Origin of the sequence: Azospirillum oryzae, assembly GCF_900177515.1 — a bacterium.
GTDB classification, from domain to species: domain Bacteria; phylum Pseudomonadota; class Alphaproteobacteria; order Azospirillales; family Azospirillaceae; genus Azospirillum; species Azospirillum oryzae_A.
In genome coordinates this window covers 1,809,059-1,828,860 of record NZ_FXAK01000007.1, presented here as the reverse complement: position 1 = coordinate 1,828,860, position 19,802 = coordinate 1,809,059, and the positions used below count along the sequence as shown (strand labels likewise).

The 19,802-nt window shown below is 68.1% G+C and carries 16 protein-coding genes; 11 read left to right on the top strand and 5 right to left on the bottom strand.

Annotation, left to right across the window (positions count from 1 at the left end; translation table 11 throughout):
* Positions 1–63: 63 nt before the first annotated feature.
* Genes B9N97_RS21060 through tssA form a run of 5 tightly spaced genes read right to left on the bottom strand, consistent with a single transcriptional unit; the run spans position 64 to position 5,645 of the window.
* Positions 64–861 (bottom strand): type VI secretion system accessory protein TagJ, encoded by a 798-nt coding sequence (locus tag B9N97_RS21060; protein WP_085089693.1) that lies wholly within the window; start codon positions 859–861, stop codon positions 64–66.
* Positions 862–898: 37 nt separating this feature from the next.
* Complete coding sequence (gene tssC, locus B9N97_RS21055) at positions 899–2,449, bottom strand: type VI secretion system contractile sheath large subunit (protein WP_085089692.1); 1,551 nt, start codon at positions 2,447–2,449, stop codon at positions 899–901.
* A gap of 7 nt (positions 2,450–2,456) precedes the next feature.
* Entirely contained in the window at positions 2,457–3,950 is a 1,494-nt protein-coding gene (gene tssC, locus B9N97_RS21050) for a type VI secretion system contractile sheath large subunit (RefSeq protein ID WP_085089691.1), read from the bottom strand.
* A 4-nt stretch (positions 3,951–3,954) separates the two neighbouring features.
* The gene (tssB, locus tag B9N97_RS21045) at positions 3,955–4,461 is read right to left on the bottom strand and encodes a type VI secretion system contractile sheath small subunit (RefSeq protein WP_085089690.1); all 507 of its coding nucleotides are present in this window, start codon (positions 4,459–4,461) and stop codon (positions 3,955–3,957) included.
* 44 nt (positions 4,462–4,505) lie between these two features.
* Positions 4,506–5,645, bottom strand: a complete 1,140-nt coding sequence (tssA, locus tag B9N97_RS21040) for a type VI secretion system protein TssA (protein ID WP_085089689.1) — start codon at positions 5,643–5,645, stop codon at positions 4,506–4,508.
* A 278-nt stretch (positions 5,646–5,923) separates the two neighbouring features.
* Between tssA and B9N97_RS21035 the strand changes: the two genes are divergently transcribed.
* The 11 genes from B9N97_RS21035 to B9N97_RS20985 all read left to right on the top strand — a co-directional run bounded on the left by B9N97_RS21035 (position 5,924) and on the right by B9N97_RS20985 (position 19,797).
* A complete protein-coding gene (locus tag B9N97_RS21035; RefSeq protein ID WP_085089688.1) occupies positions 5,924–6,229 on the top strand; it encodes a hypothetical protein in 306 nt (101 codons plus the stop codon).
* Positions 6,230–6,247: 18 nt separating this feature from the next.
* On the top strand, positions 6,248–6,631 hold the full coding sequence (locus B9N97_RS21030) for a PAAR domain-containing protein (protein WP_085089687.1): 384 nt from the start codon (positions 6,248–6,250) through the stop codon (positions 6,629–6,631).
* A gap of 4 nt (positions 6,632–6,635) precedes the next feature.
* The gene (locus B9N97_RS21025) at positions 6,636–7,703 is read left to right on the top strand and encodes a class I SAM-dependent methyltransferase (protein WP_085089686.1); all 1,068 of its coding nucleotides are present in this window, start codon (positions 6,636–6,638) and stop codon (positions 7,701–7,703) included.
* A 250-nt stretch (positions 7,704–7,953) separates the two neighbouring features.
* Entirely contained in the window at positions 7,954–10,644 is a 2,691-nt protein-coding gene (gene tssH, locus B9N97_RS21020; RefSeq protein WP_085089685.1) for a type VI secretion system ATPase TssH, read from the top strand.
* A gap of 152 nt (positions 10,645–10,796) precedes the next feature.
* The gene (locus B9N97_RS21015; protein WP_085089684.1) at positions 10,797–11,273 is read left to right on the top strand and encodes an Hcp family type VI secretion system effector; all 477 of its coding nucleotides are present in this window, start codon (positions 10,797–10,799) and stop codon (positions 11,271–11,273) included.
* Positions 11,274–11,393: 120 nt separating this feature from the next.
* Positions 11,394–13,514, top strand: a complete 2,121-nt coding sequence (locus B9N97_RS21010; RefSeq protein ID WP_085089683.1) for a type VI secretion system Vgr family protein — start codon at positions 11,394–11,396, stop codon at positions 13,512–13,514.
* Positions 13,515–13,578: 64 nt separating this feature from the next.
* Positions 13,579–14,148: a DUF6931 family protein gene (locus tag B9N97_RS21005; RefSeq protein ID WP_244560821.1), complete on the top strand. Its 570-nt coding sequence runs from the start codon at positions 13,579–13,581 to the stop codon at positions 14,146–14,148.
* A 4-nt stretch (positions 14,149–14,152) separates the two neighbouring features.
* A complete protein-coding gene (locus B9N97_RS21000; RefSeq protein WP_085089681.1) occupies positions 14,153–15,457 on the top strand; it encodes an FHA domain-containing protein in 1,305 nt (434 codons plus the stop codon).
* 54 nt (positions 15,458–15,511) lie between these two features.
* Positions 15,512–16,846 (top strand): type VI secretion system baseplate subunit TssK, encoded by a 1,335-nt coding sequence (gene tssK, locus B9N97_RS20995; RefSeq protein WP_085089680.1) that lies wholly within the window; start codon positions 15,512–15,514, stop codon positions 16,844–16,846.
* Between the two features lie 45 nt (positions 16,847–16,891).
* Positions 16,892–17,647, top strand: a complete 756-nt coding sequence (locus B9N97_RS20990) for a hypothetical protein (protein ID WP_244560820.1) — start codon at positions 16,892–16,894, stop codon at positions 17,645–17,647.
* Positions 17,644–19,797, top strand: a complete 2,154-nt coding sequence (locus B9N97_RS20985) for an MFS transporter (RefSeq protein WP_085089678.1) — start codon at positions 17,644–17,646, stop codon at positions 19,795–19,797. Before B9N97_RS20990 ends, B9N97_RS20985 begins: the two co-directional genes overlap by 4 nt.
* The last annotated feature ends 5 nt before the right edge of the window (positions 19,798–19,802 follow it).

The following is a 19,802-nucleotide window of genomic DNA, read 5'->3' as shown; positions in this document are numbered from 1 at the left end:
TCCTACCCCCTCTCCCGCCGAAGGCGGGGGAGGGATGGGGAGGGGGCACCGGCATCAGGACCCTCACACCGCCCCCGAAAACTCCAGCGTGCCCAGCTGCATCATCGGCACCGCCTCTTCCCCGACCAGGAAGCAGCGCTGGCCGGTCCCGCGCACCGGTGCATCCTCCGACCATTCCGTCACCCGGCCCAGCTTCACCGCGGCATCGGCATCGGCGGGGGCGCCGCCATACAGCGCCGGCAGATAGACCTCGCCGTCCGGGCCGCCGCGCACCGTCATGTGGGCAGGGCGCCACAGCAAGTCGCGCGGCCGTTCGGGCGCGCGGAACTCGACCAGTTCCACCGTCTCGGTGGCGATCCAGAAATACTTGCCGGTGCTGGTGTAGACCTCGAAGAAGCCGCCGGTCAGGTCGTCCAGGTCGCGGAAATCCTCGAACGGCGTGCCGTCATGGCTGCCGGACACCGGCGGGCGCATCTCCTCCGCCTGGGCCAGCTTCGCCACCGCGTCGGCGGTGTCGCCGGCGCGGAGCGCCACCAGTGCCTCCAGATGCAGGCGCAGATGGTCGGCGGGCTGGTCGATGAACTCCGGCACCCGGCCGTCGGCGAACAGCTGGCCGCGTGCCTGCTCGGCGCGCACCAGTTGGCGGAACAGCGCCATGGTGACGGCGACCTGCGGTTCCTGCGTACCGATGGTGTCGAGTTGCAGGTCGGCGCGTTCCAGGTTGCCGGCGAAGCTCAGCAGCTCGGCCAGGAAGACGCGGCGGTCGAGATCGGTCGGCTTCTTCTTGATCTCGCCGTTCAGCGCGGTGATCGCCTCGTCGAGACGGCCCGCCTGGAACAGCTGGGCTGCGGTTTCGCTCATGATCGGTTTCTCCCCTGGATGGCGCACCTGATCCGGATCAGGCTGCCCCGCCGGTTTGGGCCAGCTCCGTCACCAGCTTGAAGGTCGAGAAGACCTGATCGAGCTGGAAGTGCGGCCGTAGATGGATGACGCATTGATAGTTGCCGGGCTTGCCCGGAATGGCGCGGACCTGGATGCTGCCTTCCCTCAGGGGATAGCGCGCCTTCTGGTCCAGGCTGGCGTCGTCGTTGCCCAGGCAATAGCCGTGCAGCCAGCTCTGCAGATCGCGCTCGCATTCCTCCGGCGTGACGAAGGCGCCGACGCGGTCGCGCACCATCACCTTCAGGAAATGGGCGAAGCGCGCCACGCAGAACATGTAGCGCATCATGGCCGACAGCCGGGCGTTGGCGGTCGCCGTCGCGGTGGTGTACTGCCCGACCCGCTGGACCGACTGGTTGCCATAGAAGACCAGATAGGGCGTGTCCTTGCAGCGGCTGACCGGGATGAAGCCCAGATCGTCCAGGTCCCGTTCCAGCTGGTCGGAGATCGAGACCTCGACCGAGAATTTCTGGGCCACCTTCGTGGCGTCGGTGGCGAAGTCCGGCACCACCAGTTCGGTCACCAGCCCCCCACCGACCACATCGCGCTGGGCGCCGCGGATGTCGGCGAACCAGCCGTGGTGCAGAAAGGAGCGGATCAGCACGGTGCCGAAGGCGTAGACGGCATTGCCCCAGCAGTGATCCTCCAGCCGCATGCCGCCTTCACCGCCGAGAGACTCCTCGCGGTAGCGGAAGCCGTGGCGGGCCTGCGGATCGTCGCCGTAGGGTTCGCGCATCAGCACGCGCGGCAGAGCCACGCCTATAAAGCGTGAATCCTCGGTTTCCTGGAAGCGGTGCCAGCGCTGGTATTCCGCCTGCCGCAGCACCGATTTCAGATCCAGCGGCAGGCCAAGCTCGTGGAAGGTCTCCAGTCCGAACAGCTCAGGCGCCGCCCCGACGATGGCGGGGGCGAAAGCCGCCGCGGCGACCTGGGCCAGCCCCTTCAGGCCGGACACGTCGTCGGTCGGCCGTTCCTTGGTCGGACGATGCTGCACCGCATAGTCACACAGCAGCACGCCGAAGGGACGGCCGCCGGGCATGCCGAATTCGTCGCTGTAGACCTTGTTGAACAGCTGGCTCTGGTCGAACTCGATGGCGCGTTCCTGGTCGCGGCACAGTTCGGCCCAGGTCAGGTTCAGCAGCCGCAGCACCACCGTCTCGGCCGTCTGCGCCTGCTTCACCAGCGTGCGCACCCCGCGCCACGAACCTTCCAGCGACTGGAAGCGCTTGTGGTGCAGGATGGCGTTGACCTGCTCGGACAGCAGCGCGTCGATGGCCGCGATGTCGCGGTCGAGCGCGGCGCGCAGCATGTCCAGGCTGTCATAAACGGGAAGGGTGATCCCGAACCACAGGCGAAGCGCCTCGCCCGGCCCATCCGCCGCCAGAAAGGCGTCGAGCAGGCCGGGGTCGTCGCGGCCGATCGCCATGTCGACCGCCCGCAGACGCAACGGCCGTTCAAGGACCGTTGCCTCCGCGTCATCGGCATGAAAGTCGGCCGCTGACTCGCTCATGCGGTTATCAGCCGGCCTGCGGGATGCGGGCGACCATGCGCATGGAGGTGGTCAGTTCCTCCATCTGCAGCCACGGGCGCATCCAGGCGACGGCATTGTAGGAGCCGGGCTTGCCCGGGATCTCCTTCACCTGCACCTTGGCTTCGGCCAGCGGATACTTCGCCTTCATCTCCTGGCCTGCGGCTTCGTTGCCGTTGACGTAGTTCAGGATCCAGCGGTTCAGCCACGCCTCGCAGTCGCTCGCCTCCATGAAGGAGCCGATCTTGTCGCGCGCCATGATCTTCAGGTAATGGGCGAAACGCGAGGTCGCCATGATGTAGGGCAGGCGGGCGGAGATCGCGGCGTTCGCGGTCGCCTCCGGCCGGTCGTACTTCTTGGGCTTCTGTGTGGTCTGGGCGCCGAAGAAGACGGCGTAGTCCTGGTTCTTGTAGTGGCAGAGCGGCAGGAAGCCCAGCTTCGACAGCTCGGCCTCGCGACGGTCGGTGATGCCGATCTCGGTCGGGCACTTGGCGTCGCTGTCGCCGTCGTCCGAGGTGAAGGTGTGGAAGGGCAGGTTCTCCACCTTGCCGCCGCCCTCGGCGCCGCGGATGGCCGTGCACCAGCCATACTGCGAGAAGGCGTTGGTCAGGCGCTGGCCCATCGCGTAGGAGGCGTTCATCCAGCAGTAATCGTTGTGGGCCATCGGCCGGGCGATGCCGCCTTCGTACGGGGCCTCCTCGTACTCGAACTCCTCGACCGGCTTGGTGTTGGCGCCGTAGGGCATGCGGGCCAGCACGCGCGGCATGGTCAGCGTGACGAAGCGGCTGTCGTCGCTTTCACGGAAGCTGCGCCACTTGGTGTACTCGACGCTGTCGAAGATCTTCTCCAGGTCGCGCGGCTTCGACAGCTCGGTCATGTCCTCGAAGCCAAACAGCTTGGGGCTGGCGGCGGAGATGAAGGGCGCGAAGGCGGCCGCCGCGACGTTGGAGACGCCGGTCAGCAGCTCCATGTCGTCGGGGTGGTTGGTGAACTCGTAGTCGCCGATCAGGGCGCCGTAGGGTTCGCCGCCGGCGATGCCGAACTCGTTCTCGTAGATCTTCTTGAACAGGTTGCTCTGGTCGAACTCGACCGCCTTCGAAATGTCCTTGTACAGGTCCTTCTTCGGGCAGTTCATGACGCGGATCTTGAGCGTGGAGCCCGTCTCCGAGTTCATGACCAGATAGTTCAGGCCGCGCCACGAGCCTTCCAGCTTCTGGAACTTCTCGTGGTGCATGATGGCGTTGAGCTGCTTGCTGATCTTGGCGTCGATCGCGGCGATCGCCTTGTTGATCGTCTGGCCCAGGTTCTTGTTGAAGGTGACCGTGCCGGCCAGCGCTTCCTGGGTCAGCGTACGCAGCAGCTCCTGCGCACGATCAGGCTCGGTCTGCTTGGTGGCGGCGATGGCCTGGTCGAGGATCGAGAGGCCGGTACCTTCGGCGACCGCACCGGCGGCGGCAGCGCCCTGGGTCTGAGCGTCGCTCATAAGATCAGCCCTCCTTCGTCTCGGTGCCGAGCTCGCCGCTCAGCGCCTTCAGCTCGTCGGTGTTCTGCAGCACGCGCTCCAGCAGGCCTTCCAGCTCTTCCGAACGGTCGGCCTTGCTCAGCAGGTCGCGCAACTGGTTGCGGGTCTCCAGCAGCTTGCGCAGCGGCTCCACCTGCTGAACGACGCGGCCCGGCTCGAAGTCCTCCATCGACTTGAAGGCGAGATCGACCGACAGCTGGGTGCCGTCGTCGGCCAGGGTGTTGTCGACCTTCATCTTCAGGCCAGGCGTCATGCGGGCCATGACGTCGTTGAAGTTGTCGCGGTCGATCTGAATGAACTTGCGGTCCTTCAGCGGCTTCAGCGGCTCGGTCGGATCGCCCGAGAAGTCGCCGAGGACGCCCACGACGAAGGGCAGCTCCTTGACGACGGTCGCGCCTTCGGTCTCGACGTCGTAGGTGATGTGGACGCGGGGCTTGCGCACGCGATCCAGCTTCTGGTGGATACTCGCCATGTGATCGGACCTCCCTGCTCACGCCGTAGGATAGGCGATGATCGTCAATACCCGGATTGCTCTGCCGGCGGCGGCGCCTTGGCGCCGGAGGCGATGAAGAACTGCCGCCGCGTTTCCTCGTCGGTGATGAGTTCCTGCAAAAGCTCCTGCAGCGACATGCGGCCGCGGCGCACCACCTCCTCCAACGTGTAGGAGATGGGGGAATGAGGTTCCGTCTTGCGGAAGAAATCGGCGACCTGCAAGAGGACCTTGAAGGCTTCCTCGCGCGTTGTCACAGCCCCGCTGGCCTGGACCTTCGCCGTCGCGGTCACCGCCCCGCCGCCGGCCGCCACCAGCTCGGTCGATCCCGAGGGGGCGTCGGCCGCCGCTGCCGGCTCGTCGCCGGACAGGGTCGCCAGACGGTCGCGCGCGGCATAGTTCACCGCGTCCAGCGCGGCGGCCAGCACGTTGCGGATGTTGCCGGCGGGCGGCGAATCGTAGCCGGCCTTGTCGTACAGGGTCTTGCCCAGCGCCTCGAACTCGTCGATGGCGCCCTGGATATCCTCGACCAGCGTCTTGAACTCGGAGGCCGGCGTCTCGCGCACGCTCTGCTCGAACTGTTCCCAGGTGACGGCGCCGTTGTCGATTCGCGCCTGACGGCGTGCTTCGTCGGTGATCTTCGCCAGCTCGATGGCCTGTTCGTACTGCCAGAGCGAGTAGGGGATGTCCCCCATCGTCAGCGGCACCTTGCGGATCGGCTGGATCAGCGTGCCGTCGGCCGATTCGCCGTTCAGGCCGGTCAGCGGGCCGACGCGGGTGGCAATGCCGTCCTCGTCCGGCGCGGGATACAGCCCGTCCCAGAACCGCTCCACCAGGCCGCGGGCCAGCGCGAAACCGTCGCGCAGGCCGGCATAGCCCTCCGCCCGCAGCAGCGCCTCGATGAACCACGCGGTGACCTCCAGGTCCTTGGCCTGGGTGCGCAGGATTCTGGGGCTGACCTCCAGGATGGTGCGCCATTCGGGCAGGAGCCCGCCGGCGTCGTCCTCCACATCCATGGAGCGTTCCGCGGCGCGGGCGGCGCTGCGCGCATCCTTGACTGTGTAGTAGTCGGCCGAAGCGTTCTCGCGCAGGTCGATTCCAGACTCGGAATCACCCTCGATCGGCTGCAGAAGCTCTTCAATGTCGAAAATCTGCGGTGACGCCATGTAAGGAGAGCACCCTTTCCGCATTCATATGAAGGAAGCGATAGCCGACCGCCGGCCCTCCCACGAGTTTGGGAGTAAGCGTTCGGGCCACAAAATTGATAGCGTTACTTATAACGGTTCGACAAGGCTATTCGTCATGGGCCGGGTGGACGAACGAAATATTGCAGATGCGTAACAAATTAGCGGGTGGGCTACCCAGACAAGCTTGACGAAACGCAATTGCGGATGAATGCTGCCGGTCTGACGTCGGAACGAAGCCCCTCGGGATGCCTTTTGCGATGACTCCTGACGCCGACCGGTACAACCCGAAAGACGCCGCTACCGGCTTTCCGGTCGATGTGGCCGTGGACACCGGCATTCCCGTGCTGGTGGATAAGCGCGACTCCTCCGGCCGGCTGCTGGCGCGGGTCGGCATTGCCGCGGGGATGCTGGAAGGACCGTGCCTCTTCTTTGCGGAGGATGGCGAGACGGTGGTGTCGCGGATGACGTTCCGCGCCGGCCGCCCGCTCATGCCGCAATCGCCGGGCGTCCCGTCGCCCTTCCTGTCCGGCAGCCCGGTGGCTGCCGGCGAATCGCCGTTCTGACCGGCCGGAGTCACCAGGATGCCGCCTGCCGCCCGCCTCGGCGACCTGATCAAGCAGGACACGCCGCACTGCCACGCACCGATCCACCCGCCGGCCCCGGTGCCGGCGCCGGCACCCCATCCGGGACTGCCGCTGGCGATCATCCTGGGCAGTCCGACGGTGCTGATCGGCAAGATGCCGGCGGCGCGGCTGACCGACATCTCCGCCCCCTGCGTGCTGCCCGGCTGCATTCCCGCCGGTCCCGGCATGATCTCGCAAGGATCGGGCACCGTTCTCATCAACAGCCTGCCGGCTGCCCGGATCAACGACATGACCGCACACACCAGTTGCGTCGCCCCGATCCCCGCACCGGTCGGCAAGGTGCTGCCGCCCGGCTGCCCCACCGTCATCATCGGCGGCTGACCACATGCGCCTCGGCCATTTCGAGAGCCTGCGCCCTGTCTGCCCGCGCTGCCTCGCCACCGGCGGGGCAGCGGTGCCGCTGGCGCTGGGCATGGTGGAAGAGGCGACGGCGGACGAGGTGCGCTGGGGCACGCTGGTGTGCGGCAACGACGCCTGCGCCATGGAATATCCGATCGTCGACGGTGTTCCGATCCTGGTTCCCGACCTGCGCGGCTGGATGGCGGCCAACGGCCATCTGCTGACCACGCGCACCGACCTGCCGGCGGCGATGGAGGGGGTGCTGGGCGACGGCTTCGGCCCCGACAGCGCCTTCAACGCCACGCGGCAGCACCTGTCAAGCTATGGCTGGGATCATTACGCCGACCTCGACCCGGAGACGCCGTCGGGGCAGGGCGGATCGGTGGTGCGCTGCCTCGACGCCGGGTTGGAACGTCTGGGCGCTCTGCCGGCCGGGCCGGTGCTGGACCTCGGCTGCGGCGCCGGACGGACCAGCTTCGAACTGGCGGAACGGACCGGCGGCCTCGTGGTCGGGCTCGACCTGCACTGGCCGTTGCTGATGCTGGCGCGGCGGGTGATGGAGCGGGGCGAAGCGGTCTTTCCGCTGCGCCGTTCCGGCATCGCCTATGACCGCCGGCGGATCGAGGTCCGGTTTCCCGGGGCGGAGCGGGTCGATTTCTGGATCGGCGACGCGATGTTCCCGCCCTTCGCACCACGGCAATTCGCCCTGGTCGCGGCGATGAATGTGCTGGACTGCGTGGCCTCGCCGCCGGCGCTGCTGCGCGCCATCGACGGGGCGGTGGCGGACGGCGGCGGTGCGCTGCTGGCAACGCCCTTCGACTGGTCGACCCAGGCGACGCCGGTGGAGGCCTGGCTCGGTGGCCATTCCCAGCGGGGTAACGATGCCGGCCGCTGCGAAGCGGTGCTGGCCCGGCTCCTGACGCCGGGTGCCCATCCGCAGTCGGTCGGAAGGCTGCACGCCGAAGGAGAGGCTCTGGACATGCCATGGAATGTTCGTATGCACGACCGCGCATGCATGCAATATCTTGCGCACATCGTCATGTTGCGGGCGTGAAACGGGCAAGTCGCGGAGTGACAATCCGTCTGCTGCGAGGTATCGCAGTGGATTTTTCGAAATGGCTTGGCCACAGTTCGACTTGCAGCCGCAGGATGAACCGCCCGGACGGGGGCCAGCCGGTTACTTGAGGTCAAGCGGGTCCGGTTTCCGATGCGCGCCGTTCGGCGCCGTCCGGCGGAACCGGCCGCAGAAGGTCCGAAGGGCCTTCCAGTCGGAACGATAAGGGTCACACGAAGGGGGTGGAGCTATGGTGGCGGTCGATCTGCAGAGCATGATTTCCCGGCTGAATCCTCTGTGCCGGCGGGCGCTGGAGGCTGCGGCCGGACAGACGCTGTCGCGTACGCATTACAATTGCGAGATCGAGCACTGGCTTCTCCAGCTGATCGGGGCCGCGGACGGCGACATCTCCGCCATCCTGCGCGTCTACGAGATCGACGCCGGCCGGCTGTCGGCCGACCTGACGCGGGTGCTGGACAAGCTGAAGACCGGCAACAGCCGAGCCCCCGCGCTGTCGCCCAACCTCGTCCAGCTGATGCGCGAGGCGTGGGTGCTGGCCTCCCTGCAATATGGCGAGGGGGCGGTGCGCTCCGGTCATCTGCTGACGGCTCTGCTGTCGGACGAATCGCTGTCGGCGCAGGCGCGCGACATGTCCGGCCAGTTCGCAAAGATCACCGCCGAGGCGCTGCGTCGCGACCTGCCCAAGATCGTCGCCGACACGGCGGAGGCGCGGACCAGCGCCCCGGTCGCCGCGGCCGGGGGCGGTGCAGCCGCGGCTTCTGCCGGCGGCGCGCCGAAGGTGGGCGGGGCGACCCCCAACCTCGACCAGTACACCATCGACCTGACCGACCGCGCCAAGAACGGCAAGATCGATCCGGTGCTGGGCCGCGACGCAGAGATCCGCCAGATCATCGACGTGCTGACCCGCCGCCGCCAGAACAACCCGATCCTGACCGGCGAGGCCGGCGTCGGCAAGACGGCGGTGGTGGAGGGCTTCGCGCTGCGCATCGCCGCCGGCGACGTGCCGCCCGACCTGCGCAACGTCCGCCTGCTGTCGCTCGACCTCGGCCTGCTGCAGGCCGGCGCCGGCATGAAGGGCGAGTTCGAGAACCGGCTGAAGGGCGTCATCGACGAGGTGAAGGGCTCCACCCAGCCCATCATCATGTTCATCGACGAGGCGCATACCCTGATCGGCGCCGGCGGGCAGGCCGGCCAGAACGACGCCGCCAATCTGCTGAAGCCCGCCCTGGCGCGCGGCGAGATGCGCACCATCGCCGCCACCACCTGGGCCGAATACAAGAAGTATTTCGAAAAGGACCCGGCGCTGACCCGCCGCTTCCAGGTGGTGAAGGTGGAGGAGCCGGCGGAGCCGGTCGCCGTCGACATGATGCGCGGCCTGACCGCCACGCTGGAGAAGCACCACAAGGTCCGCATCGTCACCGAAGGGCTGATCGAATCGGTCCGCCTGTCCAGCCGCTACATCCCGGCGCGGCAGTTGCCCGACAAGGCGGTCAGCCTGCTCGACACCGCCTGCGCCCGCGTGGCGATGAGCCAGACCGCGACTCCGCCGGCCATCGAGGACCGCCGCCGCACCATCCAGTTGACCGAGACCGAGGTCGCGATCCTGGAGCGCGAGGAGGCCATCGGCATCGACCATGCCGAACTGCTTGCCGCGTTGAAGGACAAGATCGCCGCCACCCAGGCCGAGCTGGAGACGCTTGAGGCGCGCTGGACCAAGGAACTGGAACTGGTCAAGGCGATCAACGAGACGCGCGACCAGCTGGTTGCCGCGCACGAGCAGGCCAAGGCCCCGGCCGCGGAGGGCGCGGCGCCTGCCGAGCCGCTCGACGCCGAGGCGCTGAATGCCAAGCTGAGCGCGCTGACCGCCGAGCTGACCGCGCTGCAGGGCGAGGATCCGCTGGTCAAGGTCGCGGTGGACGGGCAGGCGGTGGCCGAGGTGGTCGCGAACTGGACCGGCGTGCCGGTCGGCCGCATGGTCTCCAACGAGATCAAGACCATCCTGTCGCTCGCCGACCGCATGAAGGAGCGGATCATCGGCCAGGACCACGCGCTGGACGCCATCGCCCAGGCGATGTGGACCAGCCGGGCCAAGCTGACCGACCCGCGCAAGCCGATTGGCGTCTTCCTGATGGTCGGCACGTCCGGCGTCGGCAAGACCGAGACGGCGCTGACGCTGGCCGACCTGATCTATGGCGGCGAGCAGAACGTCACCACCATCAACATGACCGAGTACAAGGAGGAGCATAAGGTCTCCCTGCTGCTCGGCTCTCCTCCCGGCTATGTCGGCTTCGGCGAGGGCGGCGTCCTGACCGAGGCGGTGCGCCGCCGGCCCTACAGCGTCGTCCTGCTGGACGAGCTGGAGAAGGCCCATCCCGGCGTGCAGGACATCTTCTTCCAGGTGTTCGACAAGGGCACGATCAAGGACGGCGAAGGCCGCGACATCGACTTCAAGAACACCGTCATCATCATGACGTCGAACGCCGGCACCGACCTGATCCACAAGCTGTGCGCCGATCCGGAGACCGCGCCGGACGCCGACGGGCTGCTGGAGGCGCTGCATCCGGAACTGCAGAAGAGCTTCAAGCCGGCCTTCCTCGGCCGCTGCACGGTCATCCCCTACTTCCAGCTGTCCGACGAGAATCTGGCGAAGATCGTGGTCCTGCAGTTGAACCGCATCGCCAAGCGCGTGGTGCAGAACTACAAGGCCGCCTTCTCCTACTCCGACGATCTGGTGCAGAGCATCGTCAGCCGCTGCCAGGAGGTGTCGAGCGGCGCCCGCAACATCGAGACCATCCTGAGCCGTACCCTGCTGCCGGAAATCTCGTCCCGCATCCTCGCCCGCATGGGCGACGGCGAACCGATCACCCGCGTCCACGTTTCGGTCGATGGCGAAGACCGCTTCGTCTACGACATCGCCTGATACGCCGGGAAGCGGGAGGGCCGGGGCGGGAGCGTGAAAAAAAGACCGGGCGGTGACGCCCGTCACAGCAACCGCCTCAATTCTTTCGTAACCATACTGCGCAGATCAAGCTTACCCGTTAAGACCGACCTTTAAAGAGCGAGGAGACCAACATGGCGATCTACATCAAGTACGAAGGCATCGACGGCGAAGCCACCCACGAGACTCACAAGAAGTGGCTGGACGTCGGTTCGCTGCAGTGGGGCGTCGGCCGCGCCATCAGCACCCCGTCGGGTTCGACCGCCAACCGCGAGGCGTCGGAGCCGTCGGTGTCGGAAGTGACCATCACCAAGCTGATGGACAGCTCCTCGCCGAAGTTCTTCGTCGAATCCTGCACCGGCGCCATCGGCAAGAAGGTGCAGATCCACCTCGTCACCACCGGCAGCCCGGGCAACACCTATGCCGAGTACACCCTGACCAACGCCCTGGTCTCGGCCTACTCGATGTCGTCGGGCGGCGACCGTCCGTCGGAGTCGATCTCCATCAGCTTCACCAAGATGGAGTACAAGTTCATCCCGTACGACGACAAGAACAAGGCCGGCACGCCGATCTCGGTCTCTTACGACCTGTCGACGACCAAGAGCGCCTAAGTTCGGCTGCGCTTGCCCCCACCACTACCCACCCCCGCTTCGCAGGGAGGGGGAGGGTTAGGGTGGGGGTAAGGCACCTGCCATCACTGACACTTTCTCTTCATCAAGGACCAAGCCCGCATGTCGGATGCGCCCACCATCTCGCAGACCGGCCGGCTTCTGTCGCTGACCTCGCCGTTGGGCGCGGACGTGCTGATCCCGGTGGCCGTCGAGGGGGAGGAAGGGCTGTCGCGCCTGTTCCGCTACACCATCACGATGATCTCTTCGCGGATGACGATCGCGCCGGCCGACATCCTGGGGAAGTCGCTGACGCTGTCCATCGCGCGCAAGGGCGGCGATCCCCGCATCATCAACGGCATCGTCAGCAGCTTTTCCGCCGGGCCGCTGGCGCTCCGCGGCTATCGCCAATACACCGCCGAGATCGTGCCGACCCTATGGCTGGCCACGCTGCGCTCCGACTGCCAGGTCTTCCAGGAGAAGTCCGTTGTGCAGATCGTCGACGCCATGCTGTCCGACTGCGGCGTGACCGAGGTGAAGAAGCAGGGACTGTCCGGCACCCACAACGCCCGGCCGGTCTGCGTCCAGTACCGCGAGACCCATTACGACTTCATCGTCCGCCTGCTGCAGGACGAGGGCATCTATTTCTATTTCCAGCACGAGGCCGGCAAGCACACGCTGGTGTTGAGCGACAGCGCGTCCGGCTACACCGATTGCCTGGACAAGGACGTCATCCACGCCACCTCGGTGCAGGGCAACACGCTGGCCATCGACGGCTGGGCGCATTCGCAATCCTATGTGTCCGGCAAATGGACGCTGAAGGACTATAATTTCGAAACGCCCAGCACCGACCTGACCGCCAGCACCACGACGGTGCTCAGCGTTCCCGCCTTCAAGTCGCACGAGATGTTCGGCTATCCCGGCGGCCATATGGTGAAGGCCGACGGCACCACCCTGTCCCGCCTGCGCATGGAGGAGACGGAGACCGGATACGAGCGGGTGGAGGGCAGCGCCACCTATCGCGGCCTGTTCGCCGGCGGCAAGATCTCGATGACCGGCCATGCGGTGACGGCGGAAGTCGGCAAGGGCTATGTCCTGACCGAACTGGCGTTGAGCGCCCAGGACCAGAGCCATCTCGGCAATGGCGGCGTTCCGCCGTCCTTCTCCTGCCGCTTCGCCGCGATCCCCGACGCCACCGTGTTCCGTCCGCCGCCGGTGCCGCGCCCGCGTACCCATGGGCCGGACACCGCGACCGTGGTCGGCCCCAGCGGCGAGGAGATCTATTGCGACAAGTACGGGCGGGTGCGGGTGCAGTTCCATTGGGACCGCAAAGGGACCAACGACGAGAAGAGTTTCGTCTGGCTGCGCGTCGCCCAGACCATGGCCGGCAAGAACTGGGGCACAATCTTCACCCCGCGCGTCGGCATGGAGGTGCTGGTCGACTATATCGGCGGCGATCCCGACCGGCCCTTGATCGTCGGCTGCGTCTACAACGCGGAGAACATGCCGCCCTACACGCTGCCCGACAACAAGACGCAGAGCGGCATCAAGACGCGCTCCAGCAAAGGCGGCGACACGGCCACCTTCAACGAACTGCGTTTCGAGGACAAGAAGGACGCGGAGGAGATCTACTTCCACGCCCAGAAGGACTTCACCCGGATGGTGGAGAACGACGACAAGCTGACCGTCGATCACGACCAGACCATCACCATCAAGAACAATCGGACCGAAACGGTGTCGGAAGGCAACGAAACGGTCACGATCACAAAGGGCAACCGCAGCATCACCGTGTCGGAAGGCAACGACAGCCACGAGGTGTCGACCGGCAACCAGTCCCTGACGGTGGGGGAGGGCAACCGCACCGTCACCGTCAGCAAGGGCAACGACACCCACATGGTCAGCCAGGGCAACCGGACTGTGGAGGTCGGGCAGGGCAACGACAGCCTCACCGTCGGCCAGGGAAACATGGCGATCGACGTGAAGCAGGGCGACTATGCGCTGAAACTCGGACTGGGCGACGTGTCGGTGAAGGCCAGCACCGGCAAGATCACCATGGAGGCCACGACCTCCATCGAGCTGAAGGTCGGCGGCAACAGCGTCAAGATCGACCAGAGCGGTGTCACCATCAAAGGCCTGATGGTCAAGGTCACCGGCGACGGTCAGGTGCAGATCAAGGGTGCGATGACGCAGGTGAACGGTGACGGGATGGTTAAGATTCAAGGCGGCGTGGTAACCATCAATTGACGAAACACCGTCCAGACTGGGGCGGTCTTCACGAGCGGGGTTTGGGACGGTGGACATCGGGTTGTTGCCGAAGTTGCGCTTCGCCCGCGCGGCCGAAGCGGTCGCGGGGCTGGACCTGTCGCCGGAGGCGAAGGCGCTTTTTGCGCCGAACGCCCCGACATCCGCCTATCTGAAGGCGCTGATCGACGCCGAGCTGTCTGCGGACGCCATCCGCCTGCTGGGCATGGCGCTGCCGCGGCGCGAGGCGGTGTGGTGGGGCTGTCTGGCCGCCCGCGGCGCGCTTCCTCCCGAGCCGGCCCCCGCCGACGGGGCCGCGCTGGAGGCGGCGGAGGCCTGGGTTTTCCGCCCGACGGAGGAGAATCGCCGCGCCTGCTTCGCTCCCGCCGAGGCGATGAATTTCGAGACCGCCTGCGCCTATGCCGCCATGGCCGCCTTCTGGTCCGGCGGCAGCCTCGCCCCGCCGGATGCGGCTGTGGTGGTGCCGCCGGGCGACGGGCTGACCGGAACCGCCGCCGCCGCCGCGGTCCTGCTTGCCGCCGCCGCCGTGCCGAAGGAGATCAAGGCCCGCCACCGCGCCTCGCTGGCGCAGGCGCTGGACATCGCCAATGGCGGCAGCGGCAAGGTGGGGGCATAATCCAATGAAGCTTCGCCTGACCCTGATCCAATGTCCGCCGTCGCAGGGCTCCAATATCGCGCGCGACCTCGGCACCGGCCGGCTGGTGATCGGCCGCGGTCCCGATTGCGACTGGATCCTGAACGACCCGGAACGGACGCTGTCCAAGATCCACTGCATGGTGGAGTTCAAGGGCGGCGTCTACATCGTCATCGACAGCTCGACCAACGGCGTATTCCTCAACGATGCGCCGGCCCCGATCGGCCGCGGCAACTCCGCCGTGGTGGGGGAGGGCGATCGGCTGCGCCTGGGCGGCTTCATCATGCGCGCCGGTTTCGCTGCCGAGGAGGCGCCGGCCGCCAACGATCCCTTCCTGGCGGTGCTGCGCGGCTCCGACACCCCGGCTCAGACCGCGCAGGCGGCCGACGACGACCCCTTCGCCCTGCCGGCTTTCAACAGCGGCGTGGTGCCGGTGATGCCGATTCCGGACGACGAGGATCTGTTCGGCGACCTGCCGCGCGCCGACGACCGATGGAGCGACAAGCAGACCGGCGGCTGGCAGCCCACCGCCGCTTCAGGTCAACCGGCGGCGCAGCCCGATGCCTACGGCCGCGACGCCGACTGGGCCGGTGCGGCCCAGCGCGATTTCTCGCCGGACAGCCTCGGCACCATCCGCGTGGCGCCCGAACAGCCCGCCTTCGACCAGGGTAGCGGCGGCGGAACGGGTGGACTGTCGATCCCGGACGACTGGCTGGACGATCCGGTCGATCTGCCGCCGACCCAGCCTGCGCCCCCCGTGGCACCGGCCTTGCCCCCGACACCTCCACTTGCAACGCCCCCGCAGCCCACGGCGGATGGACTTCCGCCGGAGGACTGGGCGGACGATCCGCTGGTGCCGCCCGCCTTCGGCGCCCGCCCGGCGCCCTCCGCGCCGCCGGCCGCCGACATGGGCTTTGAATCCGGCTTCGCATCCGGCCCCCCTTCCGACCCTCTGGCCCGCGCGCTCGCCGACGTTGTGCTGTCGCTGGCGCGGCGGCAGGCGGCACTGGAAGCGTTGCTCGGCCTCGATCCGGAGGACACGCTGACGCAGGGGGCTTCGCCCTTGCTCCGCGCGGCGGATGCCGACGATGCGCTGGTTCGGCTGCGCGCCCTGCCGCCGGGCGAGGCGGAGGCGCTGCTGCAATCGGCCGCAGCCGACGGTGCCGCCCACCAATCGGCCCTGCTGGCGGCGGTACGGGAATTGACCGGCGAGACGGCCGACGGCGGCACCCGGCTGGCGGCGCTCTACCGCCGGCTCCTGCCCATCCACCGCCACGCGCTCGGCGGCTGACGGCCGAGCGCGACCCATGACGACGACCACCAGCCTGCAAGAGGGAAAGCGCCCATGAGTTGGGACGACAAGGTCATCTGGTCCGAAGGCATGTTCCTGCGGGCGCAGCATTTCCAGCAGCAGGACCGCTATGTCGAACGGCTGGTGCGCGGCCGGGTGGCGGGCCTGCGTCCCTTCGCCTGGGGCATCAGCGAGCTGACGATCAACCGCGAGCTTCTGGCCGTCGGCAAGTTCGCCGTGCTGCGCTGCAAGGGCATCCTGGAGGACGGCACGCCGATCAACATCCCCGACGACGACGATCCGCCGCCGCCGCTCGACCTGCCGGAGACGCTGGCCAACAGCATCGTCTATCTGGCGCTGCCGGTGCGCCAGCGCGGCGGCGTGGAGTTCGAGGTCGGCGAGAGCGCCGACGCCGCCACCCGCTATGTCGGCGAGGAGACCGAGACGGTCGACGCCATCGCCGGCTCGGCCAGCGTGTCGCGCATCCGCACCGGGCGGCTCCGCCTGCGCTACCGGCTGGAGCGGCAGGAGCGCGCCGGTTACCATTGCCTGGGCCTCGCCCGCATCCAGGAGGTCCGGTCGGACCGCCGGGCCACGCTGGACGAGCGTTACATCCCGCCGACCCTGAACGTCCAGGCGCTGGCCCCGCTGGCCGGCTACATCACCGAAATCCAGGGACTGCTGAACAGCCGGTCGGAGGCGCTGGCCGCCCGCGTCGCCGGCTCCAACGGGCGCGGCGCCGGTGAGATGGCCGATTTCCTGATGCTCCAGGTCGCCAACCGTTCCGAACCGCTGTTCGCCAACGTTGCCCGCATGCCCGACATCCATCCGGAACGGCTGCACGGTATGATGCTGTCGCTGGCCGGCGAACTGGCAACCTTCACCGCGGTCAACAAGCGACCGCCGGCCTTCCCGCCCTATCGGCACGACGATCTGCAGGGCACGATGGAGCCGGTGATGGCGGAGATCCGCCGGTCGCTCAGCGCGGTGCTGGAACAGACCGCCATCCCCATCGACCTGCTGGAACGCAAATACGGCATCCGCGTCGGCACCATCGCCGACCGCTCGCTGATCACCACCGCCACCTTCGTGCTGGCGGTACGGGCGGACATGCCGGGCGAGGCGCTGCGCCGCAACTTCCCGGCGCTGGTCAAAATCGGTCCGGTCGAACAAATCCGCGAGCTGGTCAATGTCCAGTTGCCAGGAATCCGAGTAAGGCCGCTGCCCGTCGCACCCCGGCAACTGCCCTATCATGCCGGGGCTGTGTATTTCGAACTCGAACGCGGTAGCCCGATTTGGAAACAGCTTGCAACTTCGGGCGGAATCGCGGTTCATCTAGCGGGTGACTTCCCCCAGGTGGCGATGGAGCTTTGGGCGATCCGTGGCTGATGTATCACCAATTCATCATGTAGGGTTGCAATGAGGCTCGGCGGCGTGCTGGCCTTACGCACGGGCGCCGTCATCGCCGCGACGGTGGCGACGGCCGTACTGCTGTCCGTCGCCCTGTCGGGACTGAAATTCGAACAGAAGCTGCGCGAGGTCACGACGTCCCGCCTGACCGTGGTGGCGGACGAGATGAGGCGCCGGGTCGAATACGGGCTGACGCTCGGGCTCGACCTGTCCGAACTGGTCGATCTGCAGGCGCAGGCCGAACGCGCCGCCTCCGGCGAGGAAATCCTCGGTGTGGAGGTGGTGGACGACCGAGGCATCGTGCTGTTCGCGTCCGACCGCAACAGCGTCGGCGGTCCCAGCCCGGTCCATTGGAGCGAGGAACCCGGCAGCATGCTGCGCCAGCGCATCGACGGCGACGTGCTGGTCATCGGCACCGGCGTGCGCAACAGCTTCGGCCAGCCGGTGGGCGAGGTGATCCTGCGTTCCTCCCTCGCCGGCCTGAAGGCGCGGGTCGCGGCGGTCGAAGACGGGCTGCGCTTTGGAACTCTGGTCCTGGTGCTGCTCGCCGCGCTTGCGACATTCGCCGCCGTCTTTGTCGTCGTGCGCCAGGGCGGCGGTCGCCGCGGGCTGGCCGCCGGCGCGGCCCCCCTTGGCGTGGTGCGCGACCGCCTGAACCACGGCATCGCCGACGCCGACCGCGCCATGGAGGATCTGGAGCGGGAGCTGGATGCGATGGCTCCCCTCGGCATTCCATCGGTGAACATGGCATCGCCGATGCCGAAAGGGGCCGCGCCATGACCGGAAGAGGGCAATCCAGCGCCGCAAAGAACGCGCCGGCGCGGCAGCGCGACCCGATCAGCGCATTGGTACTGCGGCTGACCATCGTCACGGTGGCGGTCCTGCTCGTGGCGGCGGGGGCGGCGTCCTGGCTGTCGCTGCGCAGCTTCGACCCGCTGTTCCAGCCGGAACTCGCGCGCAAGGCGCAGACGGTCGGCGGCCTGCTGGCGGCGCAGATCGACCGCGGCCTCGGCGTCCGCATCCCGCTGGACCGCATGGCCGGTCTGGACGCCCTGCTGGCGGCGGAGGTCGATCGCCACGACGACATCGCCTACATCGCGGTGACCGATCCTGGCGGACGCATCGTGGCGACGGCGGGCAAGCCACTTGCCGGACTGTCGTCCGTGCCGGCCGGCCGCCTGTCCGGCCCCGCCGACGGACGGCTGGTGAGCGGCTTCGTCGACGTCGAGAACCCGCTGGGCGGGGCCGGCGCGTCGGCCGGCGCGCTGCATGTCGGCATCGACAGCGCCTTCCTGGCGAAGGCCTCCACCGATCTGGCGCTCGACGTGCTGTCGGTGGTCATCGTCTCGGTCCTGCTGATCTTCGAAGTGCTGCAGCTCGTGGTCAATCTCGCCATGCGGCGGGTGCTGACCCTGCGGCTGCTTGCCGACCGGGCGGAGGAGGGCGATTTTCGCGCCACCCTGCCCGTGATCCCCGAACCCGCCGGAGTGCAAGCCGCCGGGGCCAATGACGACCGCGCGCTGGAAGGTGGCGTGCGGGCCGCGCTCGACGGCGTGAACGCCCGCCATGCCGGCCTCGCCGCGCGGGTGGCGGAGCTGCGGAGCCGGCTGGGCGACGACGATCCGCGGGTCGACCGGGCCGAGGCCGGGTTGGCCGCGCTCGCCAGCCGTTTCCGCTTCCGCGATCCGCAGTCCGCCACCCCGCCGCCGCCGCTGAACCTAGTGTTCCTGCGCCTGCCGGTCTTCCTGTTCTGCCTGTCGGAGGAGCTGTCCCGGCCCTTCCTGCCGGCCTACGCCAAATCCTTCGCCGGCGAGGTGCCGTGGCTGACGCCGGACATGGTGGTCAGCCTGCCGATCACGCTGTTCATGCTGATCTGGGCGCTGTCGCAGCCGGGCGGGGCACGCTTCTCCGAACGCTGGGGCCGGGCGCGCTCCTTCACCATCGGCGCGCTGCTGGGTTCCGTCAGCCTGGCGCTGACCGCCTATGCCGGCTCGCTGTTCGAACTGATGCTGTGGCGTTGCCTGACGGCGCTCGGCTATGGGCTGGTGCTCATCACCGCGCAGGGCATCGTGGTCGACCACACCACGCCGCGCAACCGGGCGGCCGGCATGGCGATGTTCATCGGCGCCCTGCTGGCCGCCGGCGTCTGCGGTCCGGTCGGCGGCGGCATCATCGCCGATCAGGCGGGCTTCCGCGCCACCTTCCTGCTGGGTGCGGTGCTGGCGCTGGGCTCCGGCCTGTCGGTCAGCCTGCTGCTGCTGCGCGGCCGTTCGGCGGCGCGTCCGGCCGGCGCGGCGGCGCGTCCGGCGATGGGCAGCGCACTGCCGCTGTTCCGCGACTTCCGCTTCTCCGCCCTGATGGTGCTGAGCGCGATTCCGACCAAGATCGCCTCCACCGCCTTCCTCTTCTGCCTCGTCCCGCTGCTGCTGACCGCCGACGGCGCCACCAAGGCGGAGATCGGCCGGGTGCAGATGATGTATTTCGTCGCCTTCATCCTGGTGTCGCCGCTGGCCGCCAGCCTGTCGGACCGCTGGCAGGCGCGGCGCGGCTTCATCGCCGCCGGCGGCATCGGCACGCTGGCCAGCTGCCTGCCCATCGTCGCCACCCAGGCGCTGTGGGGGCCGCCGCTGGCCATCGCCCTGTTCGGGCTTTCCCAGGCGCTGGTCGGCGCGCCGCAGCTGACGCTGGTCTCGCAGATCGCCCGCGAAGGTGGCCTGCAGGAAACCGCGGCCATCGGCTGGTACCGGCTGATCGAGCGGCTGGGCGGCGCGCTCGGCCCCGTCACCGCGATGGCGGTGGCGGTCGCCACCTCCTACCGGGAGGCGATGCTGGGCATCGGCCTTCTGTGCGGGGCTAGCGCCCTGCTGTTCTGGATTCTCTTCCGCACCGGCCGGCCGGCCACCCCGGCAACCCGGCCGCAGGAGGCATGACCGCG